The following is a 23,753-nucleotide window of genomic DNA, read 5'->3' on the forward strand; positions in this document are numbered from 1 at the left end:
AATAAAGTTACATCTCAATCCAGGCGATCGCCCAACTAAAAGCCCTAAAATCAGAGATGTTGAGTACAAAATGACCCACAGCTTTGAATTTTTGGACGTTACTGTTACCCCCTGTTGCTGGCACTGTGATTGGGTATTTCACCAATGACATTGCGATCAATATGCTGTTTCGTCCCTACAAGGCCATCTACCTTGGCGATCGCCGTTTACCCTTCACCCCAGGCCTGATCCCCGCCAACCAAGACCGCCTCGCCCGCAATATTTCCCGGATTATTATGGGGTCGCTGCTCACCCCCGAAGAAATCCAAAAGCTCGCCCAAAAACTGCTCCAAACCGAACGCATCGAAGCCGCGATCCGGTGGCTGCTGCAATTGGCTTTTGCACAAATCCAGGGCGAACAAGAACAAAAAACCGCTGGGATTCTGGCGGCAATTCTACGAGACTTAGCCAGCGAATCTTTGCCCCGCCTCATTAAAGTTTGGTCTCGGGAAGATACCTTTTTAGAAGCCCAGGTTTACCAACTGTTTGATCAACTGCTGCTGGATTTTAAACTTACGGAGGCCCAAGCCCGCCAGCTTACCGATTGGCTGTTGCGTACTGTTCTAACCCCCGATATTCTCCGTCAGGCGACCATTGATTTTCTTACTGACAAAAATATTGAAATTATCGACACCAGCCTCCGGGAAAAAACCAGCGGTACCTATTGGGTCGTTGCGAACCTATTTGGCGTTAAAAATAGCCTGACCCGCCTCCGGGCCTTCTGTTTAGAAGAACGAGAAATTGCCAATGCCCGTCTCCAGGAGTTAATCCTCACCCTCGAAATTCGCCTTAAATTGCGCCTCTGGCTCCAGGGTTTGTCCCTCCAAAATTTACCTGTGTCTACGGTGCGGCAACTCCGTAAAAGTTTTCACCAAACAATCCGCCAGTATTTCCAGGATAAAGGGGCGGGCTTGATGGAATACATTGGTGAGTCGGTGGATTGGGATAATTTGTCGGTGGTGATTTTACGGCGGCTCCAAGCGTCTCAAGTCTTAGATAGTTCCCTGGGTGTCGTTAGCCAAGAATTATCTTTGCTTTTGGATCGCTATTTAGAAAAAGACCTCGAAAAAATTATCAGTCAGGTGATCCCGATCCTCGCCATTGATCAAGTAATCATTGAGCGGGTGAACAATACCAGCCCCAGGGAACTAGAACGCGCCATCCAGGGCATTGTCAAAAATGAACTCCAAGCCATCGTTAATTTGGGGGGAGTACTGGGCTTCCTCGTTGGTGTAGCCCAATCGGTTATTTTATTGCTCAATTGACGTCAAGGTATTTGCTGGGGTTGCTTGGGTAGACGATGTTTCAAGGGTGTTAATGATCTCCAGGAGTTCCCGCTCAAAGGCCACCTGGGCGCGATTGGTTTTCCCTCCCAGATAAAAGCGATCGCCAGCGGCCAGGGCCCACACTTGGGAATAGGAAACGTAGCTCATCACCACCCCAACCATCACCAACAAAAAGCCTGTGTATACCACGGGAACACCGGGATCAGCCTTGATCTGGAGGCCAGTGCTACCAACGAGATCGACTAATTTCAAGCTAATGTCACCCACATCTAGGCGATCGCCAACCCGTACCGCTCCGACCAATTCTCCCTGCTCGTTATAGACAATGGCACTGCCCTGGAGATCCTGCATCAAGATCGACACTCCAGCACTCATATCTGGCTTAATGGGGACCCAACTGCCCCAGAGTTTCGCCCCATTCTCCGTGGGGATTTGGGCGGCGGGTAATTGAAAAATCGGGCTATTATTCAGTTGAACTTGGACACCACCAATAGACCAACTGGTTTGATAAAAGGTGATGCCATCATAGCGGAGGGGGTGGTTTACCGAAATCGTTTTGCGCTCAAGCTCCTGGCCCTGTTCATCGACCACCGATAGATCTGAATAGAATTGATCAATGTCACCCGTGGGGGTGTAGTCGATCCAAAAACGATTCACATTTACCGACCAAGGGCGATCGCTCTCGGAAAAAATCCCCGCCTTAAATACATTATTGACCTTAAAATTCACGCCGCTGGGAATCATCTCCTGGGCCATGAACCCCCCAAAGGCTCCCCAAATAGAACCCACCAAGGTAACGATCATGCCGATGTGGACAATAATCGGCCCAATGCGCCCCACAATTCCTTTCCGGGCATAGAGCTTTTCGCCGTCCTGAAAAATTTTGTAGCGCTTTTTTTCGAGTTGGGGTTTTAGGCTCTGGAGCGAACCATGATCCAATTCCGTACTCAGGGCTAATTTATTAAATTGCCGGGCTTGGCTGTAGTAAGTCCAATTTTGGGCTGTTTTCAGGGCAGGCAGTTGCCGCCGAAAGGTACAGGCGATCAAACTCACCCCAAAGGCCAGGAGCAAAACCAAGTACCACCAAGTTGTATAAACATGATCCAGTCCCAACCCTAATAGAACTTTCCAAGACAAAAACCCCAACAACGCCGGATCTTCAGGGTAGTTCTCTTGGTAAAACTGGATGGTACTGCCCTGTTCGATGACGGTTCCTAAAATGCTAAATACCGCAATGAGCAACAGCATGGCGATCGCCACCCGGAGATCCGCAATCCACTTTAAACCCGTGCGCCAGACCTTGCGGGGAAAACTGTGCCACGGAGAATTAGGAGAAGAATCAGAAACTGTCATGGTTTAGGGGATGAGAAAAGACAAATTAACAAGAAAAAAGCCCGTTCAGGGTTAGGGAAAATCTAGGCGAGGCCAATGGGCAGACGAATGAGGAGCGAAAACAGCCCAAATCCCAGGAGCAAAGCACCACTCACGGGGTTAATCCAGCCCGACCACTGCCGCAGGGACAGCAAGCGCTTCAGGGAAGCGGTAAAAATTCCGGCAATCAAGACAGGCACCACATAACCAAGGGTATAAGCAAGGAGCAATACCGCCCCCAACGCGAGGTTTTGGGTGGTACTAACCCAGGCTAAAAGGGTAGCCAGCACCGGGGTACTACAGGGGGAAGCCACCAAACCAAAGGTTAAGCCCACGAGATAGGCCCGTACAGCTTTTGGAAAATCCGGCTTAATCCAGTCGGTCGCTCCCAGGGAAGGAAAACGCAAAGGGACAATTTCGAGCAGATTTAAACCCATCAAAATGGCGATCGCACTGACAATGATCGGTAAGCCAACACCAATTTGACCGTATATCTGGCCAAAGCCCGCCGCCACGATTCCCAGGCCCGCCAGGGTCGTCGCGAGCCCCAAACAAAACCACAGGGATTGGAAAAAGGCTTGGAGGCGATCGTTATCCTGGGTGCCGCCGATGTAACCAATGGTGATGGGCAACATGGAGAGGGTGCAAGGGGTCAAGCTGGTGAGGAGGCCCGCCCCAAACACCAAAAAGATACTCAACAAACTCCAATGGCTCAGCTGCTCATTGACCAGGCTGTCACTAAATTGCTGGAGGTGATACAGTTGCAGACTGAAATTTTCCCACATGGTGCCGTGCCCAAAGACTGTTTGCTATTGTATCGGGTTTCTTGGGGGCAACGGCAAAGGTATCTTCCGCCTAAACCAGGGATAATTCACCCACCACATCTAAACGCTTATAGGGACTAAGGGATAAAAATTGTTCCGCCAAAGTATCGGAGACCGCCGGGGTGATCCAGCCCAAACGGGTCAAAAGATAGAGGGCGACGGCATATTTAGCCCGTTTCGCGCCGTCTTTGACCTTGATTGCCAAGCCTAACCCTTCACCGACGCGACCAATGCATTGAATCCCCTCGGCACCCGATTTACTGACGATTTCTCCCTCCGAGAGGCGCATTAATTCTGTGTCGAAGCCGCCCCGGCCAGACACCATGGTGGGGTGGTAGGTCATCGCCCGTACAACCCGCTCAACATCTAGGCGATCGCCAGACGCGAGGTGAGCATAGAGGGTAGCCATTTGGCTAAGCTGCATTAAATAGGTGGGGACACCGCAATCATCCCGCGCGCCGATAAATTCCTGGGCGGGCATCTGGAGTAATTCGGCAATCTTATTGAGGATCAGAGCCTGGACGGGGTGGGACTTTTCCATATAGCTACCGAGGCCCCAGTTGCAATGCTTACAGGTCAACAGCATCCCTGCGTGTTTTCCGGAACAATTGTGCTCGAGGGCGCTGTCTTTGCCGTGGGGAATCGGACATTGCAAAACGTCAGATTCTAGATCCGCCTGCCAGAGGATGCGAAACACCTGACGGGCGTGTTCCTTGGTGCCTTGGTGGGAACTGCAAATGACGGCTAAATCTTTATCGGAAAGTTTGTAATGATCTAAGGCCCCGGTGCCAATCACGGCGAGGGCTTGGAAGGGTTTAAGGGCTGACCGGATAAAGGCAGAGCTTTCGGCATCCCCAGCCATGGATAGGACACGGCCTTTGGTGTCACACACCACGGCTTCGGCAATGTGGGTGGATTCTTTGAGACCTTCCCGGAGGAGGTTAATTTCAAGGGGGGGAGCTTGGACGCGTTTGCCTCTGGACATAACGATTGGGGGTAAAAGTTCAGCAGTAAAAGGATAGGGGAAAAGTACGGGGGTGGCGGGAATGATTGTGAAGATTTAAGGGTTTATAGCAGCCACAGACCGCTGATCAAACCGATGGCGATCGCCACGACAATCAAGCTGGTTTGTTGGATACGGGCGAGGATCGGCGCAATTTGGTAGGACACAATCAGGCGATCGCGTTGGAGGACGGCTTCGGGTTTACGCCAAATTTGGCCATCGTACCAGCCAGATTCTTCGTAGGTGAGTTTCTCGGTTTGGAGGCGATCACGGATGTAGCGCCACCCTAAGTAAAGGCGTAGTAAAACCAAACTCAATAAAAACATCCCGCCGAGATTGGCACTCAAGACCAATTTAATCGGATAGCGGTCGAAGGGAAAACTCGCCCAAGCAATGGGGGTAAAGATGAGGGTCGCCCAAAACCACACCCAGGCTACCTTGCGGATGTAGCAGACCATTTCCATGTTGCCCCAACTAAAAAACCAGGATTCCTTGAGTTGGTCATATTCGTTGAGGGGCTGTTGCTCTTCCGGGACGGGACAAAAGGTAGTGGGAGAATTGTTCATGGATGGCGACGGGACAGAGAAAACCTATGCCCAACAGTGTATCGTTTTTTTCTGGGGGGGCGCAGGGGGCGATCGCCTTTGTATTTGCCAACAAAAAAGTGACCCAGATAGATTTGGATCACTGGCAATATTTTGAACTGTTACGGGACGTGGTAATGCTCAAACGCGACCTAGTCCCTTTTTATTTCACGAGGAGATCTTCTCCTTCGACAACCCGCGCCGATTGAATGCGATCGCCCATTTCAATTTTGTCGATTACCGCAAGACCCTCGGTAATTTGGCCAAACACTGCATAGTTCCCATTGAGGAAATCATTCGGCCCCAAGGAAAAATAAAACTGAGACGAGGCAGAGTTCGGCAGTTGGGAACGGGCCATGGCGATCGCCCCTTTGTCATGTTTGAGCACCACCTGATTCGGATCAAGTTCTGCCTTGCCATACACGGGCTGCTCTTCACCCTGGAGCTTAATTTCTAGGGGGACATCCCGACGAATGCCCGTCTCCGGATCCGTAAAACCACCCCGGCCCAGGGCATTGAGGGGCACTTGGCTGTCCTTACTGAGGGGGTCTCCCCCTTGGACAACGAAGGGTTCCGGCGTCCGAATTACCCGGTGGAAAGCGGTGCCATCATAGACGCCACGGCTGACTAAATCCACAAAATTCCCCGCCGTCACTGGCGCATCTGCACCATTGAGTTCAATGCGGATCGTTTGGCCATCCACTGCTTCAGATTGGCTCTGGAGTACCATTTCGACCACCGCTGTACAGCTATCTTCTGGGGTGGCCTCGGTAGAAGCTGGATTCGGGCAATTTAAACGGGGCTTATAATTTTCGGCACTGGGTGGGGTAGCCGTTGGATTATTGGAAGATGTTTCCGTTGTCGGCGCACAGCCACTCAAGCTGAGGCTGCCCACCAAGAGTGCGAGACATAATAGCTGCCAAGGTCGTTCCATAGAAATTTAGTCGTACTTTTGTTTTAGATAAAACCTGGAAAAATTATAGGAAGCAGCGAAGGTGATCGCCCACTGTCTTTTTTTCGTCTCAGGTGCTTAGAAAGATCTAGAGACCTTCCAGGGGAATGGTTAAAAAGCGGGCCAACTCAGCCCCTTGATTTTCCAGTTCCGCAAGGGGAATCGGCTCTCCGACTCGGTTGAGGGGAATATCACCCCGATTTTTTACCCGGAGATAAAGCACTCGCCGGGGGTTTAAGCCTTCTTTGATCTCTGCTCGAATCGACAAAATATCCTTGAGGGGATACTGGAAATTAATAATCCGGTTTTTGCCCACAAAGCCATTCCGGAAAATAGTCACCTTGCCCGTTTCTTTATTAAATTCGTTGTAACCACCGCCCACATCAAGAAAAAACACAAACCAGAGATAGGCAGACAATAGCGTTCCGGCAACGCCATAGAACGTTAAGGCAGCCCCTTGGGGAATGAATTGGATATTACTAGGGTCACTCACCCCCAGCAGATTTTTGTGAAAATAACTCGAAAGACCAGCTAACAGAAAACCAATGCCACCAATGGCAGAAACACTGGCCCAAAGCATATTACTAAAACGACGGGAGCCGAGGATCGGCTGCCGCAAAACTTTATCCGTTGAAGTTGTCACCTGTGCTGCCATAAACGTTTTTTGTAGAAAATTTATTTAATTTAAGCCCCCTCATTTTACTGGATAATCTTGACTTCCCTGCTTGGAAGCCATCACCTGGGCCATCAGATCCGCCACGGCGCTGGTGCCTTCTGAAGCTTCGAAGGTCACGGGAAATTTGCCATGCCACAGCATCCGCCAACCCAACGGAAAAATCTCACCAACGCTTTGGAGGCCAATCACCATTAAGGCAAAACGCCGTTCATCGATCCATCCCCCAGCTTGCACCAGGTGAAGGAGGGTTTTTCGGTGGCGTACCGCACGACTTTCAGCGGGATCTTTTTGCTGGAGGAGGGTACTTTTGATTTGGGTAATGCGGTCGAGGGGGTCAACCTCTTGGGGACAGACATAGTTGCATTGATAACAGCGGGTACAGGCCCAGGCACCGGCTTCGGGTTGGTGGTAGTGATCTAGCCTGGCGGAAGTCGTATCGTCCCGGGAATCCTTGATCAGCCGTTCTCCCTTGGCGAGGGCGTGGGGACCTAAAAAGTTGGGGTTGACAGTGACGGCATTACATTCGGCGTAGCAAGCGCCACACAGGATGCAGTTGCCGGCTTGGTTGAGGGCTTCCCGCTCCTGGGGAGACTGACGAAATTCTGTTTCGGGAACCTGGGGCGATCGCCTTTGGACATAGGGAACTACCGCTTCTAGCTGTTGCCAAAAGGCAGTCATATCTACCACTAAATCCTTAATCACCGGAAAATTATTCAGGGGGGTAATCGTAATTTTGGGAATGGCTCCAGGATCAGAATCGGTGCCTTGTAGACGGGTAATTTCTTGGCGCACATTTTCTTTACAGGCCAAGGCCGCCCGGCCATTAATCCCCATGGCACAACTCCCACAGATGGTATTGCGACAATTTTTGCGAAAAGCTAAACTGCCATCCTGCTGCCATTTGATCTGATTTAGACAATCTAAAATTGTTGTACTTTCTGGCACAGAAAGCTGATAAGTGAAAAATTCTGGTGCGACGTTTCGTTGCCGTTGGCGCAAAATATTGAAGGCGATGTCCATGGCCAACCTCTTTTTGCCACAAATTTCTTCCCTTCCTAGTCTATCGGGATGAATTCGGCAGTTAAAATCATTGTCGATAAAGTTAACAAATAATCAGCGCCACTCCGAAAACTTTAAAAAATTCCAGGGCCTCTTTTAAAAAACTTTTTAAAAAAACTGCGCAAAACAGAATTTTTGCAGTTATATTTACAAATGTGGTAAGTTTATTGCCGACAAAAATTTAGACTCAAAAAACAAGCGTTTTAGAAATATGAGTGACATCCCGACAACTCCTTTGAAAGGAAAGGCTCTGCTGAGTAAAGTAAAGGAATTATCCCATTTGCCCCGGCGAGAAACAGCAAAGCTTTGTGGATATAGCAGTACGAAAAATGGCTCGACTCGTGTCAATTTGACGGGTTTTTATGATGCTGTCCTTGAAGCAAAAGGACTCCCCCTAGACCCCGGCGGCAGTCAAGATGGCCGTGGGAGAGAGCCGACCTATCGGGTAAGTGTTCACAAAAATGGCCAAATTGTCATTGGTTCAACTTACACGAATCAAATGAACCTGAAACCAGGGGATGAATTTGAAATTAAAATTGGCTACAAGCACATTCACCTAAAACAGATCAACGAAGGCTAAAAAGGCAACAATAGTCAAGCCTTTCGGCAAGTTTTTAGCGTCCCTCCTTGACACGCCTGATTTCATTCCTGGGGTTTGCTAAATCTACGGGTTGATATTTAGAAGAAATCAACTGCCTTAAATGGATTCTCTCCGACAAAATTCTACGGTTGATGCACAAATCACAGGTAGAGATTCCGGGTAATCTGTTGCTTAATTTTTAAAGCTATTTTTGGCTAGTTTCGATGGGAGCTGTGGTCACCATGGCTCTTTTTTATTGTTTAGAGGTTTCAGGGAAAGGATTTGGAATCATGTTAGGGCGAGTGATTTTGGCGATCGCCATTGCCTTATGGTGGGGCCTATGGGTTGTTTGGGCGGCGCCTCAATCGCAGTTTTTGACAATCGCAAAAACCGTCGCAACCCCTTGGAATTACGCAGATCTTGGCCCCCAGCGGTGGGGCGAGTTGCAACCAGAGTTTCAGACCTGTGCCGTTGGCGAAACCCAATCACCCCTGGCGCTTTTTCCTGAATCGTCTACTCCAGTTTCGGGGGCGTCGCTGCCTTGGCAGTATCAACCAAGTCTCGGGCTTATCCAGGCGACCCGTACCACTCTACAAATCCAAGTGACGGGGAATAATACCCTACAGCTCGGCGCTGACCGCTACAAGCTTGAGCAAATTCATTTTCATTATCCCAGTGAGCACCATGTCCAGGGAAAACAATATGCCATGGAAGTTCACTTTGTCCATCGGCGCGCTCCCCAAGGAGTCGCGGTTTTGGCGGTGCTGGTTGAGTCCGGAACAATGAATCCAACGTTCACCCACATTTTGCAACGGTGGCCAACCCAAGCCCATCCTAGTCAGGTGATTCATTTCGACCCGGCAGCGTTACTCCCCCAAGGCGATCGCCCTTATTTTCGCTATCTTGGTTCCCTGACGACTCCCCCTTGCACGGAAGGGATTTCTTGGCTGGTTGTGGCAAAACCTATTTTCCTGGGGGCAGCGCAAATCGAACATTACCAGAACTTGTATGCACCGAACGCCCGCCCCCTCCAAACAATGACAACCCATCAAGTGCAGTATTATGTGCCGGGTCAGAAAATGGAAATTTAGGCCACTTTCACGAAAATATTCTCGCCTTCTTCGCGGACTTCGTAGCGGGGTAACCCGGCGGTAGCTGGCCCCTGGATCAGTTCCCCATCTAAAGCAAACCGCGAACCATGGCAATCGCAAACCAGGTCAGCATCGGCGAGTTTTACGGGACAACCCCGATGGTTACAGGTGGGGTCAACGGCCACAAGGCTCTGGTCATTAGGATTACGGAAAACATAGACTTTCTGCCCATTGACCTCTGTGGAAAGTTCACCATTAGCATCGAGACTCCCCACAGCGGTGAAATCAGCCACAAGATTCGCGGCATCTTCTGCTTCGGCGATCGCCCCATCATTGGCCGCAGCTTCTTCTGCCTCGTTGACTGCCGTTGATTCCGAGCCACCAGAACAGGCGGCTAAAATCGTCGGAAAAGAACTCGCAAGTAAACCTAAACCAAATAAACCTACAAATTGACGGCGTTCCATAATTGTTTCTCAAGGGATGTCGAAAATGATGTCTTGACTGTTATAACGAATTTGAAAGGCGTTTTTCGGATTAATGGAGATTTCGTGAAAATGGCGGAGATTGGGATTGCGATAGGCGATCGCCCCGGAAAAACCCCTTAGCAATTGAGGGCTTGACGTTGGGCTTTCGCTTTCTGTAACGACTCGGCCCATTCTTGCTCTGGATCACTGTCCGCAACAATACCGGCCCCCACCTGCCCGTAAACGGTGGCTGACCCCTGGGTATTCGGCACATAAAGTAAGGTGCGAATCAAAATATTGAGATCTAAATTTCCCCGTTGATCTAGGTAACCACAGGAACCATAAAATAAACTGCGCCGCACCGGTTCTAGGGCTTCGATAATTTCCATACAACGCACCTTCGGACAACCGGTGATCGTGCCTCCCGGAAACATTCCCCGAATTAGATCCACTGCATCTTTGTCGGCGGCCAGTTCCCCCACCACATTACTAACGAGGTGAATGACATGGCTATAGCGTTCTAGGACAAATTGCTCATCCACCGCCACACTACCCCAGGTACAAGCCCGACCAAGATCATTCCGTTCTAAGTCCACCAACATGGTGTGTTCGGCCCGTTCCTTGGTGTTCCGCAATAGTTCTTCGCCGAGGGCTTGATCTTCGCTGGGGGTTTGTCCCCTTGGTCTGGTGCCGCCGATGGGACGGGTCTGGGCAAAGCGTCCCTGTTTTTGGATCAGACGTTCTGGGGAGCAACTGATCATCTCCCCCCAGGGCGATCGCCAATAGCTGGCAAAGGGGGACGGATTGATCTGCTGGAGGTGCTGATAAATGGCCCAACTGCTATGGGACGTTTGGGTACGGAAGCGCAGGGAAAGATTAGTCTGAAAAATATCGCCCGCTTGGATGTACTGTTTCGCCTGGCGTACAGCGTCGGTGTAGGCTTGGCGATCGCTGAGGAATTCAAGGGAAGGAGCTTCAGAGCTGACTTGGAATTGATCAAGGTCGGAGGATGCACTCGGTTGACTGAGTTGAGTTGTTAAACGATCGAGATCCGCAACGGTGGCCGCCGCCAGCCAAAGCACCTGTTGGTGGTGGTCAAGCACCGCAAAGGAATCGGGCTGGTACCAATAGGCCACGGGAAAAGGCAGGGGATCTGGATTTTCGTAGGGGAGCGTTTCAATCTCCCAGGCAAAGTCATAGCCGAGCCAGCCTAGATATCCCCCCGTAAAGGGCAAATGGGCGATCGCCGCCGGGGAATCTATTTTTGTGGCGAGGAGCTGCTTTAAACAAGCAGTAATTTCCCCTAGGGCGGGCGTAAATAGCTGATTGGCCTTCGGTGCCCCGGCACAGATGGAGTAGCGGGAGAGCTGGGGATAATCCTTGGGGGTAGGGTAGGGGCTTTCGAGGAGGGTGGCAATCTTGGCTTGGCCGTATAGTCGCGTGAAAATTTCTGCACCAGTGCGTTGTGCTAACGGTTGCGATCGCCAATGCCACATACATTCAACCCCAAGGAAAACTCCCTAGGATTTTGACATACTTTTTTGGTGCGATGGTACTGTCGTCAACACCGCAAAAGCGGATTAATTTTTTGAGCCAGCTATCCTTGGGTGGCCTTACCCCAATCCAGACTACGCAGAAAATCTTGCACCAGTTTGCGACCAGCCACATTGTCGCCATAATCCCCGGAGTCATCATAGAGCACTGACCAGCAATCGAGAATTTCAGTATCCAAGGCGGCACGAATTTTTGGGGCGGCAATAATGATATCGGCGCTGCGGTGGAGGGGGGTCGGGGCCTCGGCGGTTGCGCTCAACAAACACAGCGGTCGTAGCCAATAGCTAGCCTGGGCTTCAATAAATTGAATAACAGCACCATATAAGCGGCGATCGCCAGCGGCTAAGCAAACAATCTGCTGGGGTTTAAAAGGTTCTGTCGTGGTTTGGGACATTGGCAGTTCCAGGGGCAAGTTCAATGATTGAATAATCAGGGTGGGAAAAATTGACAATCTAGTTCTCCAGTTTAAGGCGATCGCCTCATTTTTTTCGCAAATCCCAGCGCTAGAACAAGACATCTCTACCCGTATTTCTTTACAATGGCTGAATGTCTTTAACGCCTGCTAAATTAGCTTAAAAATTTTCAACTGAATCCCCTGAACATCCCCCATTGTTGCTCCCAGGGAGAGCCATCGCCCCCAAACCATGTCCAAACCGAACGCTGCCACTGAAATCCAAGGAATTTTTAATCGCATTGCGCCCCAGTATGACGCGCTCAATGAATGGATTAGCCTCGGTCAGCATCGCATTTGGAAAAAAATGGCGGTGAAATGGAGTGGCGTTACCGGAGGCGATCTTGCCCTGGATGTGTGTTGCGGCAGTGGCGATTTAACTTTACTGCTAGCGAAAACCGTCGGCGTTTACGGTAAAACCGTTGGCATTGATTTTGCGAGCCAACAATTGGCGATCGCCGCCCAGAAACAAAACCGTCTCTGTCCTCACCTCGATATCCAGTGGCAGGAAGGAGATGCTCTGGCTTTACCTTACCCCGACAATCATTTTGATGGGGCAACCATGGGCTACGGGCTGCGGAACGTTACCGATATTCCCCAGGCACTGCGGGAATTACAGCGGGTGTTAAAACCAGGTAAAAAAGTGGCTATTTTAGATTTTCACCGTCCGGATAATCCTGGGAAACAGGTGTTTCAACAATGGTATCTGGATCGCTTTGTGGTGCCCCTCGCAGAACGATTTCAGCTCACCCCCGAATACGCCTACATTCAACCCAGTATCGAACGGTTTCCCACCGGAAAAACTCAAGAAAAACTGGCTAAAGAAGCGGGCTTTCGGAACGCAATTCACTACGGCATCGTCGGCGATATGATGGGTGTACTAGTGGCTACCAAGTGACGGGGATAGGGGACACATGGGTCAGCGACGAATCTGTATAGGAGATGTGCATGGTCATTACGATACGTTGATGGCCCTGCTGGAGCTGGTTGCGCCCGGAACAGAAGATGCGGTTTACTTCCTCGGTGATTTGATTGACCGAGGCCCCAAAAGTGCGGACATTATTGAGTTTGTGCGCCGTAGTTCCTATCAGTCTCTCCTCGGCAACCATGAAATGATGATGCTAGAGGCGATCGCCAACGATGGCAGCGTCCAGCAAGAAACCTTTATCGCCTGGTACCATAGCGGCGGTGCGAATACCCTCCAAAGCTATAACCACCGCATCCCGGCCGAACATTTACAATGGTTGCGCCAGCGGCCCACCCACCTCGATCTAGGGGATGTTTGGTTAGTCCATGCGGGCCTTTCCCCCCACCTACCCATCGAGCAACAGGGGGCGGAACAATTCTGTTGGGTGCGCAGTGAGTTCCATTCCATGACCCAGCCCTACTTTGCCAATAAGCTGATTATTGTCGGCCATACGATCACCTTCACCTTTCCGGGGGTACAACCGGGACAGGTGGTGCAGGGGCCGGGCTGGTTGGACATTGACACCGGGGTCTACCACACCAAAAGTGGCTGGTTAACGGCCTTTGATATTGATCAACGCCAAATTTATCAAGTGAATAGCCACACCGCCGAAAAACGCCAACTCCCCCTAGATGCGATCGCCGTTACACCCTTTTTATCGTTCTAGTCGCCAGCCTTGGCCGCACAGGTTTTCTTAGAATTTTTCCGATCAGCAGTCGAGATTCACGCTATGATATTTCTGCTCATCACTTTTGGAGAGGTGGCAGAGCGGTTGAATGCGCCTGACTTGAAATCAGGTTTCGGGGCAACTCGGACGGGGGTTCGAATCCCCCCCTCTCCGTACAGATTTTTTTAATTCATTTTTTCAAATAGCGGACTGTCGTCGCCCCAATTGCCGGTTCCCCCATTTGTGAATAAATAAAATTTTTGGGATATTTTCCTGCGCCGCAGCGATGGATTTAGGCAAAATAATGGGAAGCGCTTGCCTGAAAATAATTCTGTCTCCATGTCTAAACCTGATTTTTTCCCGACCCAAACTGAGCCGATGCTCGTGCGTTTAGTGCAAAGTATTGCCTATTGGGTGGGGCGTTTTAAATATCAACTGAAATTGCGGGTGAGCGAGGCAGATCTCGGTAAGATTCGGGATTTGGGAGATGCGCGCGTGATTTTTATGCCCAATCATCCCACCTTTGACGATGGTTTGGTGCTATTTTTGCTCTCAGCCCAGTTGGGGGAAATCTTCCATTACCTGGTGGCCTACGAAAATTTTACGGCGCAACTCGCTGGGTTTTTGCAAAAGATGGGCTGTTATTCCATTCGTCGGGGCCTTGGCGATCGCCGCAGTATTGCCCACACGTTAGATCTGTTGAAACAGGAACGCTCCCGGATGGTGATTTTTCCGGAGGGAGGCTGTTCCTTTCAAAATGATGCAATCATGCCCTTTCGCACCGGGGCGATCCAGTTGCCCATGCAAGCGATGTTGGCGATCGCCAAACAAGAGGGTCAATTTCCCCCCTGTTATCTGGTGCCCATTAGCATCAAATATCGCTACCTCAAGGCCCCTGAACTAATTATTCAGCAGAGCCTCAAAACCCTAGAGCAGAAACTAGAAATTACCCCCAGTGACCCCGAACCCTATGGCCGTCTGCGGGGGGTCGCCCAGGTGGTGATGCAGCAACTAGAAGCAGAATATAACCTCACTCCGGCGGCCGATGATGATTGGAATGACCGGATTGAGCGCATTCGGAACCGGGCCCTCAGCCTCTGTGAAACGGAATTGGGACTAAATTTTCCAGAGGATTTCCCGCTCCGGGAACGGGTTTATAAAATGCAGGCGCTCCTCATTGAAAAAGCCGATGGGGAGATGGCCCTCGACCTCGACACCTACGAAAGCCTCTACCAAACAACGGTGCGTTTGCTGAACTTCGATGCGATCTACGATGGCTATGTGGGGGATCATCCAAGCCCTGAACGGTTTATTGATACCCTCACTCGCCTAGAACGGGAGGTGTTTCGGGTGGAAATCCCCGCGCCCAAGGGACTCCACGAGGGCTGGCTTCGGGTGGGCACGCCGATTAATCTCCAGGATTATGTGGCCCAATATAAAGGCGATCGCCAGGGCACCCTGCAGCAACTCACAGACGCAATGCAGTACGAAGTGCAGAACAACCTCCTCGATATGATTTATCATCCTTAGAATATTGGCAAAAATAAAAATTTCCCCAAACCAACCATCGATCTAAGCTGAAATCACCGTTCCTTGATAACGTTAAAACAGGGTGATTAAGACGCCTCTCAATCCCTTCTACCCCAGCCCTAAAGTGTGAGGAGAATCTACTGTGGATGCCGCCAGTCAACAAAAAATTCTCGGCTATTTCATTGAAGAAGCCAAAGAACACCTTGAAACCTTAGAACAGGGCATCCTGGAGCTGTCGGAGGTGGTGGATGATACCGAACGGGTCAATGAACTTTTCCGGGCCGCCCACTCAGTAAAAGGGGGGGCAGCGATGTTGGGCTACACGAGCATCCAAAAAACGGCCCACCGCCTCGAAGATGCGTTCAAGGTCTTTAAGGACAATACGATTACCGTCGATGAAACCCTAAAGTCTCTTTTTCTCAATGCCTACGATGTGCTCCAAGAGCTCCTCGAGAAGCTGCAAAGTCCCTTTGGCCTCCAGGAAGAAGAAATTGAGAAAATCATGGCGGAGGCTGACCCTCAATTCAGCGAATTACAAAAGTATTTGGATCGTCTCGCCGTCAGCGATAACCGTAATCCTGTCGTTTCTCCAGAGGTTGCGCCGCCGCCGCTAACGCCTGCCCCTATGGGATCACCAACGGCGACGGGGTTTTCTTTTGGGCCGCAAGTTCGTGGCTTGTTGCAGCAAATGTTGGGACTATTTCGCCAGGATGCCACCCCAGAATGCCGCCAGCAACTCCAAAAGCTCTGTATTGAACTGGCTAAACTGAATAAAAAAGCGAAACCTTGGCAAAAATTACTCAAGGCAAGTCATAAGGCGATCGCCAATCCGGCCCATCGTTTTTCGACCCTTGCCCCCATTGTGCTTAAAAGCATCAAAGAAGCTGCTGACCATTTAGAACGCAACGAACCGGAACGCATTAGCCTGCCAACGGATTTAAAAAATTTGGCGATCGCCCAACTCCCCTACATTCTGATTCCCACAGAACCCAAGGAGGCGGCCCAAATCTTGAACAGTGCCTTTAGCGAAGCCCAACTGGCCCAATTGGTCCAGGCCCTGAAACATCGCGCTTAGTATTCTGCAAAGTTTCCGAACTGAACCCGAATCACGAAAATCACTATGGCGATCGCCCCCTGGGTAGTGAATGGTCAGTCTCTTAATGCTTGAAATGGCTGCATCAATGTTGGAGATAATCACAACAAAAGAGGCCCAACCCTGGGGCTGAACCTCCTTGCTTTTTTTAAACTGAGTAGAAATTGAAAGATTGGTTAGAGGGTCGCGGTCAGACGCTCAATCCTTGCCCCTAGAGCCTTAAACTTCCCTTCAAGGTCATCATAACCCCGATCCATGTGGTGTACCTCGCGCATAATGGTTGTGCCCTCAGCCGCCAAACCAACCAAAACCAAGGCTGCTGAAGCCCGGAGATCGGTCGCCATTACGGGAGCCCCAGATAAGAAAGGTACCCCTTTAATGATGGCGTTATTGCCCTTAACTTTGACATCCGCCCCCATGCGCTTAAATTCTGCGACGTGGTGCATCCGGTTTTCAAAAACCGTTTCCGTGACGACACTGCTCCCTTCACAGAGGGTGAGCAACGCCATGAACTGGGCTTGCATATCCGTAGGGAAGCCGGGATAGGGTAGGGTTTCAATGTCCGTCGCCCGGAGAATCCCTTGGGGTTTGATCCGCAGACGGTTCGGCCCTTCGGCGATGACCTTTGTCCCCGTTGCTTCGAGCTTGGCAATCACCGGTAAAAGGTGGTCTGGGACGACGGGAAAGACGCTAAATTCTGACTGGGTAATGGCCCCGGCCACGAGAAAAGTCCCGGCTTCAATGCGGTCGGGAATAATCGGGTAGTCGGTAGCGTGGAGGCGATCGCACCCTTGAATCACAATTTTGTTGCTGCCATCTCCGCTAATGTGTGCCCCCATAGACCGACAGAAGTTTGCCAGATCAACAATCTCTGGCTCCTGGGCGGCATTTTCAATGATTGTTTCCCCTTCAGCGAGGGTTGCCGCCATCATCAGGGTTTCGGTCGCCCCAACGCTCGGATAATCTAAGTAGATTTTGGCTCCCTGGAGCCGTCGTCGATTTCCCTTGACTGTCGCTTGGACAACCCCATGTTCAATAATTACCTCGGCCCCCATCGCCTGGAGACCTCGCACATGGAGATCTACGGGCCTAGCACCAATGGCACAGCCCCCCGGCATCGGCACTTTTGCTTCCCCAAGGCGGGCCAGGAGTGGGCCAATGACAAAAAAGCTCGCCCGCAGCTTGGAAACCAATTCGTAGGGCGCTTCTGCTGTCCTAAGGTGGCGAGCATCGAAATCAAGGCTGCCAGGGGTAGCAACGATTTGTACCCCAAGGGCGGCAATGACTTCGGCCATCCGTTTAATATCCGCTAAATCCGGGATATTTGTCAGACGGCATTGATCGCTACAGAGTAGGGTTCCCGCCATGATCGCCAAGGCAGAATTTTTCGCGCCACTGATTTTAACCTCGCCACTGAGGGGGTGTCGCCCTTCAATTTTGAGAATGGTTTCAGCGGTCGCACGGGTGGGGGTGAGGGGGGCAGAAGTTTTAATGGGTCGATCCTCCACAAATGGAAAGAAGATGGGGGAAATTTTGTCAAATTTTCGTCTTGATTCTACCGGAAAGTCTTGGCCTATGTTGCTCAGAATTACACTTTTTTGTTCACGGTTTAGAATAGGTTCCTTGGTAATAGATAATCTTTTGGCAATTGGCTTGACGCTTTTCGTTCTTCAAGTAATAATTGTTGATTGTGTAATTACATATTTACCTGCGGAACTGGCGGAATTGGTAGACGCGCTAGATTCAGGTTCTAGTGGGAGTTTTATCCCTTGCGAGTTCAAGTCTCGCGTTCCGCATTTATCCGGCAAAAGTTGTTTGCCTTGCCTGAAGCCTTTTGACGACAACGGTAAGGTCGATGGGGGCAAAGATGCTCACAAGTTTACAAAATCCACTGGTCAAGGAGATTCGCCGACTGCACCAAGGGCGGGAGCGGCAAAAACAGGGTCGTTTGTTACTGGAGGGAACCAATCTAATCGAGGCGGCGATCGCCAAGGGATTTTCTTTCCAGACGATACTGTTTACGGCAGCTTGGCAGACAAAATATCCGGCATTGGCTAGTCAACTCAAAGGCGATCGCCAAACCTTAGTTTCAGAAGAGGTGCTGCAAAAGGTGGCAACCACGGTGAATCCTGATGGCATTGTGGCCACCCTCGACCAGGCACTCATTTCCCAGACCCCACCCCAAACCCTCCAATTGGGGGTAGCCGTGGAACGACTCCAGGATCCGGGCAACCTGGGAACCATTATTCGCACGGCAACGGCGACAGGGGTCGATGGTCTGTTATTGAGTCATGACAGCGTCAATCCCAGTAACCCGAAGGTGCTGCGGGCTTCGGTGGGGGCTTGGTTCCAGACGACGCCTGTGGTTATCCTCACCTTTGCTGAACAACTGCAACGGTATCGCGCCCAGGGGGTACAGATTGTGGCAACGCTCCCCCAGGCAACTAAAACCTACTGGGATGTGGATTGGCGGCAACCGAGTTTGATTTTATTAGGCAATGAAGGGGCGGGTTTGTCCCCAGCGATCGCCAGCCTCGCCAACGAAACGGTACAGATTCCCATGGGGCCGGGGGTAGAATCTCTCAATGTGGCGATCGCCTGTGCCTTGATGCTCTACGAAGCCCGTCGCCAGCGGGATCACCAAACTCTTCCCTAATTTCCCGACAGTTGGGTTTTGAGCGTCTCCAGTACCATTTGAGCATGGCCTTTAACCTTCACCTTTGACCAAATTGCCGCCACTTGACCTTGGGGATCGATTAAAAACGTGCTCCGAACAATCCCCATATATTCTTTGCCCATAAATTTTTTTAGTTGCCAGACCCCATAGGCCTCAGCGGTTTGATGGTCGGGATCGCTCAACAATTCAATGGTTAACTCTTTTTTTTCAATGAAGCGGCCATGGGATTTTTCCGAATCGGGACTCACGCCTACGATCACGGCATTCAAGGCGGTAAATTCGGGGACAAGGGCCGTAAAGTCTAGGGCTTCGGTGGTGCAACCGGGGGTATTGTCCTTGGGGTAAAAATAAAAACAAGCCATTTGCCGCCGTAGTCCACCAGGGTACGGGCTTCACCTTGGGCATTGGTGAGGGCAAAATCAGGGGCTGCTTGGCCAATCGTCAGGGTCGTCATGGAATTAGGCGTTCACTTGAAAATTTATAATCGTATTATTCCTTAGGCCAAAGCAGATCTCTAGAGTGAGATTTGAGCAAAGCCTTGCATTGCCCCAAGATTTTTCCAGACGACCCAATCCTTGGGAAAAGTCTAGCGATTTTCGTACCAGTAGCCGATGAGTTTATACACCAGCTTGGCGGCGGTGTACTCAGAAACCACAGAGTCATCTAAGGGGGCCAGTTCCATAATGTCGCAGCCGATCACTTGTTTTTCCCGAAACAGGCGACGCAAAAAGCGCAGGGTGCTGTACCAGTCCATGCCACCGGGTTCAGGGGTGCCGACGCCAGCGATCAGGGTCGGGTCAATGCCGTCTAGATCAATGGTGAGGAAAACTTTTTCTGTTTTAATATTAGCGATCGCCGTTTCGATCCAGTTGGTGTCATTTTGCATCTCCCACGCCCAAATCACTGGAATTTCCTTCGCTGCCAATAAATCCGCTTCTTCCCGACAGAGGCTCCGGATCGCCACGGGCAAACTCGGCAACCCCAAATCCATTACCCGTCGCATAATGCAAGCATGGTTGTGTTCAGAACCTTCGTAGCTCTGGCGCAGATCCGCATGGGCGTCAATTTGCACCACCGTAAAGGGTTCTTGGTAAAACTCCAGATGACCTTGCACCACCCCTGTGGTGATCGCGTGTTCACCCCCCAGGGCAATCACAAATTTTCCATCTTGCAGGAGGTTTTGGGTGGTCTTGCTGGTGACCGCTAACATTTCCTCGGCAGATAGCTCCGGATTCTGGCGCGTATCGGCGATCGCCCCATGGGTAAAAATCCCCACATCAAAGCAAGTTTCCCGGCGCAACTCATCGTCATAACATTCCAGCTGATGGGACGCTTCTAAGAGTGCATCCGGCCCCCATTCACAACCTTTGCGATAGGTGGTTGTCGCTTCGTAGGGAATGGGCAAAATCACCACCGGAGATTCTGCATAGCTCCGTTCCACTTCAGAACCAATGAAATCTTGTAAGACAAATTGAGACATAGATATTCCCTAACCGCGATAACCGAAAAATAGACCTAAAACTATACGTCAAAACGGTCTCAAGGGATCTGTTGCGGGGGAAAATGGGGTAAAGTCACCAAATTCAACCAAAAAGCAATGATTTGCTGCACCACGGTAAAAAAATCATCCACATTACTAGGTTTGGTGATAAAGCAATTGGCCTGGGCCTGGTAGCAACGGAGGATATCTTGTTCAGCCTGGGAGGTGCTAAAAATAATCACCGGGATCGCCTGGAGATAGGGATCTTGTTTGATCCGATGGAGGAGATCCACGCCGGATATTTTGGGTAAATTTAAGTCTGAAATGATTAGGGAGGGATAAATCCAATGGCTCTGGTTCTCGGCTGCCGACGGTGCAAGGGCTTGTCCTTGATTGAGAAACTGCCAGGCCTGTTCACCATTGGGGGCTGTTTGGAGGTGCAATTCTGGAAAGTATTCTTCGACGACTTCTGCCATCAACTCTAGATAGCCAGGTTGATCATCCACCATCAGAATGGAGCGTTGGATGGCGGTCAAGGAACAAGCAGAATAAATGGGGGCGTTGGGCGTTTGGGTCAAGGGCGTTGGGGTTAGAAGCCAAAGAAAGGGTCTAGGCTACGATGACTCTAAATTTTTCAAAATATACTACCGATCTCAATGGTATCGAACCTACCTAGGGGCATGACCCTGCGGATGCCTTAAATTTTTCTGTTATTTTGCGGCTAAAGGCGATCGCCCCTCAACTTGCTGTCAATTAATCACTCAATGGTGATAAATGGGCAGCGTGAAGTAAAAAGTTGCCCCTGCCTGGGGTTGGGAGGTGACCCAAATATCGCCCCCATGGATTTTGACAATGCGGTGACAAATGGCGAGACCAATTCCAGTGCCGGGGTATTCTTCCTGGGTGTGGAGCCGCTGAAAAATTTGAAAAATGCGCTGTTGATGTTTGGGATCGATCCCAATGCCGTTGTCTGCGACCATAAACTGCCAGTGGTGTTCGGTTTCGGTGACGTTGATCGTGATTTTGGGTTGGCGATCGCCCCGGTATTTAATCGCATTGCTGAGGAGATTTTGCCAGAGGCTCTGGAGTTGACTCCCATCACCCAGGACTTCTGGGAGAGTTTTGGGACAGTGGAGTTGGGTGTGGGTGCGCTTGAGTTTGAGCTTGAGGTTGGCGATCGCCCGTTGGAGACAATCCTCCATGGACACCAGTTCCGGTTTACTTTGACGGGTATTCAGGCGGGAATAACGCAGCAAGTCTTGAATTTGCGTTTGCATCGTGCGGGTGCCGGCGGTGATGTGCTGGAGATACCGTTGGGAGCGCTCATCCAGGCGATCGCCATTGCGACGGGCTAGCAGTTGGGCATAATTGGCCACCAGTTGCAACGGTTCCTGGAGGTCATGGGAAGCCACATAGGCAAACTGTTCGAGTTCTTGGTTAGAACGGGCCAGTTCATTGGTGTAATGGCGTTGGCGTTGCAGTAGTTCCGCCTGGTTGAGGGCAATGCAAATTTGATTGATGAGCTGGCGCAGAAGATGCAATTCATCGGCATTCCAAATTTGAGGAAAATGGCACTGCTGGACACAAATCAAACCCTTTAGCCGCGGTTCTCCTTCGGGATCATCCATAGCACTCACGAGGACGGGTAAAACAGCGTAGGCGACAACGCCATATTCCCGGAGCATAGCATCGTGGGCCGGGGGAAACTTCGCGGCTTCTACGTCGATGCAGGTCTGGAGTTCCCCCTGGCGAAATAGATCAAAATCACCCCGGTTAAAAGCCGCCAGGGGAAACCGATGGTGGAGCATCGAGCGGACATTGGGGTGAGTCGCCTCCGCCGTCACTTTACCTTCAGTTTCATTCAAGATCTCCCAAAAAATCACCCGGTCGGCTTGGAGGGTTTTGCGGAGTTCCTGCACCGTCGTAGTTAACATTTTGTCCATATCCCAGGAGCGCAAAATTTTAACCGTCAAGGAAGCCAACATATGTTGATGGCGACTGTAGCGCATTTTGGTCAGTTCCAGTTGACGCTCTTCGGTGACGTCCCGGGCGCTGCCTTGGATCTGTTGGATGGTGCCCTGGCGATCGCGGATCGGGATCAGACAAGTCCGCCAAATTTGGGTGCAGTCGGGAAGTTCGATCACTTCTTCAAACAACAGCGTTTCACCAATTTCGAGGCAACCCTGGAAAGAATCACACAGTTGTTGCGCCAGCTTTTCGGGAAAGACGGCTTGGGGCGATTTCCCAATGATTTGCCGGGGATAAACCCCCATTTTTTCGCAGTAGGTGGGGTTGACCATTTCAAAGGTAAACTCAGTCACCAACTCGGTCAGGTCAACGGGAGCCGCAGCAGTAATGGCGATCGCCCGGTGGACACGGATCAAAAAAATAGCCTCCGCAGAATGGGTCACAATCCCGGCATAGAGTGCTTCGGAGGCTTCTAGTTCCCGTTGGGTAGCAGTGCGGATCAAATTGTGGTGGAGCAGTTCCGCCGCCATCTTTAGGGCTTGAATCTCTAGGGCTGACCAGGGATGGGTGCGGGCCACTTCGCTGGTAAAAATTAAATGACCCCAGTGGTGGCCTTGGTGGTCAAAAATCGGTAGTCCCAAAAATGCCTTGACATCTAAAAATTCCAACAGGGGAACTAATTTTGGGTCTTGGTGCTGGTGGGCGATCGCCACGACATCACCAAGCTCTAGGAGTTGTTGCCACCAGTGGAGGGGAAATTCTGCGACCTTTTTTTGGCAAGGGGGAGAACCATCATAGGACCATTGTTCAACAATGTTGGGGGGCGAATTAATCTGACCTGCCCCATCCCAATGCCATTGAAAAATAGTGATCCGCTCCATCTGGAGGTGGCGTCCCAGGATTCCCAAGGCCTGATCGAGGGTGGCTTCAGGACGGAAAAGGGCCTGGGAAAATTTGACCAGAATGGTGGTGAGCTGGAGATGGGTTTCTAGGGGACGGGGGGCTGGCTGACGCACCAAGTCGGAGGATTTTTCCTGGAGCACAGCCCGAAAACCGAGTTCTAGGGTCAACGGCGATAGCTCTCCGGGGGGAATTGCGATCAAGCCAGGTTGCTTGGGGAGCGGAGCTGCGGTAATCACCACCACCGGGAGTGCCAGGGCCAAGCTTTGATCAAGCCATATTTCGGTTAGTGCTTCAGGACAAAAGAGAATGATCAAGTCAGCAGGTTCTAAGGGGGTCACAAAGGGTTGCGATCGCCAACTCAGATCCCACCGAGAAATTTGCTCTAGGCAATCCTCCAGGGGCGATCGCCCTAAATCTTCCCCTACAATCAAAATATGGAGTAATGACTTTGTCAGGGTTGATGCTTGTGCCAGCGGAAGATAGGTCATTGGCCCGGTTGCGATAGATCAGTGCTCATCCCCATTGTCGCGCCTA

22 protein-coding genes, 2 tRNA genes and 1 pseudogene are annotated in these 23,753 nt (G+C 50.9%); 10 read left to right on the forward strand and 15 right to left on the reverse strand.

What is annotated here, in order from left to right; translation table 11 throughout:
• The first annotated feature begins 83 nt into the window (after window positions 1–83).
• Complete coding sequence (locus tag AACR41_RS13175) at window positions 84–1,304, forward strand: DUF445 domain-containing protein (protein WP_030006212.1); 1,221 nt, start codon at window positions 84–86, stop codon at window positions 1,302–1,304.
• Here AACR41_RS13175 and AACR41_RS13180 read toward each other — a convergent pair.
• The 7 genes from AACR41_RS13180 to AACR41_RS13210 form a co-directional block, all read right to left on the reverse strand.
• Window positions 1,290–2,678, reverse strand: coding sequence for a cytochrome c biogenesis protein (locus tag AACR41_RS13180; protein ID WP_030006213.1), 1,389 nt, complete (start codon window positions 2,676–2,678; stop codon window positions 1,290–1,292). The two genes, AACR41_RS13175 and AACR41_RS13180, sit on opposite strands and share 15 nt — an antisense overlap.
• A 62-nt stretch (window positions 2,679–2,740) precedes the next feature.
• Window positions 2,741–3,481 (reverse strand): cytochrome c biogenesis protein CcdA, encoded by a 741-nt coding sequence (locus AACR41_RS13185; RefSeq protein WP_030006214.1) that lies wholly within the window; start codon window positions 3,479–3,481, stop codon window positions 2,741–2,743.
• A 70-nt stretch (window positions 3,482–3,551) separates the two neighbouring features.
• Window positions 3,552–4,505 carry an asparaginase gene (locus AACR41_RS13190; protein WP_012306715.1) on the reverse strand — a complete coding sequence of 318 codons (954 nt, stop codon included), beginning with the start codon at window positions 4,503–4,505 and terminating at the stop codon, window positions 3,552–3,554.
• A gap of 83 nt (window positions 4,506–4,588) precedes the next feature.
• Complete coding sequence (locus tag AACR41_RS13195; protein WP_012306716.1) at window positions 4,589–5,089, reverse strand: CGLD27 family protein; 501 nt, start codon at window positions 5,087–5,089, stop codon at window positions 4,589–4,591.
• Between the two features lie 181 nt (window positions 5,090–5,270).
• Window positions 5,271–6,041: a peptidylprolyl isomerase gene (locus AACR41_RS13200; RefSeq protein WP_030006215.1), complete on the reverse strand. Its 771-nt coding sequence runs from the start codon at window positions 6,039–6,041 to the stop codon at window positions 5,271–5,273.
• A gap of 106 nt (window positions 6,042–6,147) precedes the next feature.
• Window positions 6,148–6,714 carry a photosystem I assembly protein Ycf4 gene (locus AACR41_RS13205; protein WP_012306718.1) on the reverse strand — a complete coding sequence of 189 codons (567 nt, stop codon included), beginning with the start codon at window positions 6,712–6,714 and terminating at the stop codon, window positions 6,148–6,150.
• 39 nt (window positions 6,715–6,753) lie between these two features.
• The gene (locus AACR41_RS13210) at window positions 6,754–7,755 is read right to left on the reverse strand and encodes a succinate dehydrogenase/fumarate reductase iron-sulfur subunit (protein WP_030006216.1); all 1,002 of its coding nucleotides are present in this window, start codon (window positions 7,753–7,755) and stop codon (window positions 6,754–6,756) included.
• A 250-nt stretch (window positions 7,756–8,005) separates the two neighbouring features.
• Between AACR41_RS13210 and AACR41_RS13215 the strand changes: the two genes are divergently transcribed.
• A complete protein-coding gene (locus tag AACR41_RS13215) occupies window positions 8,006–8,374 on the forward strand; it encodes an AbrB family transcriptional regulator (RefSeq protein WP_012306720.1) in 369 nt (122 codons plus the stop codon).
• A gap of 242 nt (window positions 8,375–8,616) precedes the next feature.
• Window positions 8,617–9,465 carry a carbonic anhydrase gene (locus AACR41_RS13220; protein ID WP_161768730.1) on the forward strand — a complete coding sequence of 283 codons (849 nt, stop codon included), beginning with the start codon at window positions 8,617–8,619 and terminating at the stop codon, window positions 9,463–9,465.
• Here the strand turns inward: AACR41_RS13220 and AACR41_RS13225 are convergent.
• From AACR41_RS13225 to AACR41_RS13235, 3 genes are all read right to left on the reverse strand, one after another.
• Window positions 9,462–9,929, reverse strand: a complete 468-nt coding sequence (locus tag AACR41_RS13225) for a QcrA and Rieske domain-containing protein (protein WP_030006218.1) — start codon at window positions 9,927–9,929, stop codon at window positions 9,462–9,464. The genes AACR41_RS13220 and AACR41_RS13225 overlap by 4 nt on opposite strands.
• Window positions 9,930–10,066: 137 nt before the next feature.
• On the reverse strand, window positions 10,067–11,425 hold the full coding sequence (locus tag AACR41_RS13230) for an anthranilate synthase component I (protein WP_030006219.1): 1,359 nt from the start codon (window positions 11,423–11,425) through the stop codon (window positions 10,067–10,069).
• Window positions 11,426–11,526: 101 nt separating this feature from the next.
• Window positions 11,527–12,000 (reverse strand): hypothetical protein, encoded by a 474-nt coding sequence (locus AACR41_RS13235; protein ID WP_223209860.1) that lies wholly within the window; start codon window positions 11,998–12,000, stop codon window positions 11,527–11,529.
• Between the two features lie 127 nt (window positions 12,001–12,127).
• On the opposite strand from AACR41_RS13235, the gene ubiE reads away from it, so the two are divergent.
• The 5 genes from ubiE to AACR41_RS13260 all read left to right on the forward strand — a co-directional run bounded on the left by ubiE (window position 12,128) and on the right by AACR41_RS13260 (window position 16,173).
• A complete protein-coding gene (ubiE, locus tag AACR41_RS13240; RefSeq protein WP_030006221.1) occupies window positions 12,128–12,832 on the forward strand; it encodes a bifunctional demethylmenaquinone methyltransferase/2-methoxy-6-polyprenyl-1,4-benzoquinol methylase UbiE in 705 nt (234 codons plus the stop codon).
• Between the two features lie 16 nt (window positions 12,833–12,848).
• Window positions 12,849–13,568, forward strand: coding sequence for a metallophosphoesterase family protein (locus AACR41_RS13245; protein ID WP_012306726.1), 720 nt, complete (start codon window positions 12,849–12,851; stop codon window positions 13,566–13,568).
• Between the two features lie 87 nt (window positions 13,569–13,655).
• Window positions 13,656–13,742: transfer RNA gene (locus AACR41_RS13250), tRNA-Ser, on the forward strand.
• A gap of 165 nt (window positions 13,743–13,907) precedes the next feature.
• Entirely contained in the window at window positions 13,908–15,098 is a 1,191-nt protein-coding gene (locus AACR41_RS13255) for a 1-acyl-sn-glycerol-3-phosphate acyltransferase (protein ID WP_012306727.1), read from the forward strand.
• 142 nt (window positions 15,099–15,240) lie between these two features.
• Window positions 15,241–16,173, forward strand: coding sequence for an Hpt domain-containing protein (locus AACR41_RS13260; protein WP_030006222.1), 933 nt, complete (start codon window positions 15,241–15,243; stop codon window positions 16,171–16,173).
• Between the two features lie 194 nt (window positions 16,174–16,367).
• On the opposite strand, the gene murA is transcribed toward AACR41_RS13260, so the two are convergent.
• Complete coding sequence (murA, locus tag AACR41_RS13265) at window positions 16,368–17,684, reverse strand: UDP-N-acetylglucosamine 1-carboxyvinyltransferase (protein ID WP_045441543.1); 1,317 nt, start codon at window positions 17,682–17,684, stop codon at window positions 16,368–16,370.
• 217 nt (window positions 17,685–17,901) lie between these two features.
• On the opposite strand from murA, the gene AACR41_RS13270 reads away from it, so the two are divergent.
• Window positions 17,902–17,987: transfer RNA gene (locus AACR41_RS13270), tRNA-Leu, on the forward strand.
• Window positions 17,988–18,058: 71 nt separating this feature from the next.
• Window positions 18,059–18,847 carry a TrmH family RNA methyltransferase gene (locus AACR41_RS13275; protein ID WP_030006224.1) on the forward strand — a complete coding sequence of 263 codons (789 nt, stop codon included), beginning with the start codon at window positions 18,059–18,061 and terminating at the stop codon, window positions 18,845–18,847.
• Here the strand turns inward: AACR41_RS13275 and AACR41_RS13280 are convergent.
• The 4 genes and pseudogenes from AACR41_RS13280 to AACR41_RS13295 form a co-directional block, all read right to left on the reverse strand.
• Window positions 18,844–19,247: pseudogene (locus tag AACR41_RS13280) on the reverse strand (peroxiredoxin). The gene AACR41_RS13275 and the pseudogene AACR41_RS13280 overlap by 4 nt on opposite strands.
• A 207-nt stretch (window positions 19,248–19,454) precedes the next feature.
• The gene (gene speB, locus AACR41_RS13285) at window positions 19,455–20,348 is read right to left on the reverse strand and encodes an agmatinase (protein WP_030006225.1); all 894 of its coding nucleotides are present in this window, start codon (window positions 20,346–20,348) and stop codon (window positions 19,455–19,457) included.
• A 59-nt stretch (window positions 20,349–20,407) separates the two neighbouring features.
• Window positions 20,408–20,926 (reverse strand): response regulator, encoded by a 519-nt coding sequence (locus tag AACR41_RS13290; RefSeq protein ID WP_049761576.1) that lies wholly within the window; start codon window positions 20,924–20,926, stop codon window positions 20,408–20,410.
• A 183-nt stretch (window positions 20,927–21,109) separates the two neighbouring features.
• Window positions 21,110–23,707 carry an ATP-binding protein gene (locus AACR41_RS13295; RefSeq protein WP_052349598.1) on the reverse strand — a complete coding sequence of 866 codons (2,598 nt, stop codon included), beginning with the start codon at window positions 23,705–23,707 and terminating at the stop codon, window positions 21,110–21,112.
• Between the last annotated feature and the right edge of the window lie 46 nt (window positions 23,708–23,753).

The organism is Picosynechococcus sp. NKBG042902 (genome assembly GCF_963864045.1).
In the GTDB taxonomy this organism is placed as follows: Bacteria; Cyanobacteriota; Cyanobacteriia; order Cyanobacteriales; family MRBY01; genus MRBY01.

Excerpts from the sequence above, each read along its gene's own strand:
- AACR41_RS13180 (WP_030006213.1), bottom strand. The coding sequence starts at position 2,678 with ATGACAGTTTCTGATTCTTCTCCTAATTCTCCGTGGCACAGTTTTCCC.
- AACR41_RS13185 (WP_030006214.1), bottom strand. The coding sequence starts at position 3,481 with ATGTGGGAAAATTTCAGTCTGCAACTGTATCACCTCCAGCAATTTAGT.
- AACR41_RS13190 (WP_012306715.1), bottom strand. The coding sequence starts at position 4,505 with ATGTCCAGAGGCAAACGCGTCCAAGCTCCCCCCCTTGAAATTAACCTC.
- AACR41_RS13195 (WP_012306716.1), bottom strand. The coding sequence starts at position 5,089 with ATGAACAATTCTCCCACTACCTTTTGTCCCGTCCCGGAAGAGCAACAG.
- AACR41_RS13200 (WP_030006215.1), bottom strand. The coding sequence starts at position 6,041 with ATGGAACGACCTTGGCAGCTATTATGTCTCGCACTCTTGGTGGGCAGC.
- AACR41_RS13205 (WP_012306718.1), bottom strand. The coding sequence starts at position 6,714 with ATGGCAGCACAGGTGACAACTTCAACGGATAAAGTTTTGCGGCAGCCG.
- AACR41_RS13210 (WP_030006216.1), bottom strand. The coding sequence starts at position 7,755 with ATGGACATCGCCTTCAATATTTTGCGCCAACGGCAACGAAACGTCGCA.
- AACR41_RS13215 (WP_012306720.1), top strand. The coding sequence starts at position 8,006 with ATGAGTGACATCCCGACAACTCCTTTGAAAGGAAAGGCTCTGCTGAGT.
- AACR41_RS13220 (WP_161768730.1), top strand. The coding sequence starts at position 8,617 with ATGGCTCTTTTTTATTGTTTAGAGGTTTCAGGGAAAGGATTTGGAATC.
- AACR41_RS13225 (WP_030006218.1), bottom strand. The coding sequence starts at position 9,929 with ATGGAACGCCGTCAATTTGTAGGTTTATTTGGTTTAGGTTTACTTGCG.
- AACR41_RS13230 (WP_030006219.1), bottom strand. The coding sequence starts at position 11,425 with ATGTGGCATTGGCGATCGCAACCGTTAGCACAACGCACTGGTGCAGAA.
- AACR41_RS13235 (WP_223209860.1), bottom strand. The coding sequence starts at position 12,000 with ATGTCTTGTTCTAGCGCTGGGATTTGCGAAAAAAATGAGGCGATCGCC.
- ubiE (WP_030006221.1), top strand. The coding sequence starts at position 12,128 with ATGTCCAAACCGAACGCTGCCACTGAAATCCAAGGAATTTTTAATCGC.
- AACR41_RS13245 (WP_012306726.1), top strand. The coding sequence starts at position 12,849 with ATGGGTCAGCGACGAATCTGTATAGGAGATGTGCATGGTCATTACGAT.
- AACR41_RS13255 (WP_012306727.1), top strand. The coding sequence starts at position 13,908 with ATGTCTAAACCTGATTTTTTCCCGACCCAAACTGAGCCGATGCTCGTG.
- AACR41_RS13275 (WP_030006224.1), top strand. The coding sequence starts at position 18,059 with ATGCTCACAAGTTTACAAAATCCACTGGTCAAGGAGATTCGCCGACTG.
- speB (WP_030006225.1), bottom strand. The coding sequence starts at position 20,348 with ATGTCTCAATTTGTCTTACAAGATTTCATTGGTTCTGAAGTGGAACGG.
- AACR41_RS13295 (WP_052349598.1), bottom strand. The coding sequence starts at position 23,707 with ATGACCTATCTTCCGCTGGCACAAGCATCAACCCTGACAAAGTCATTA.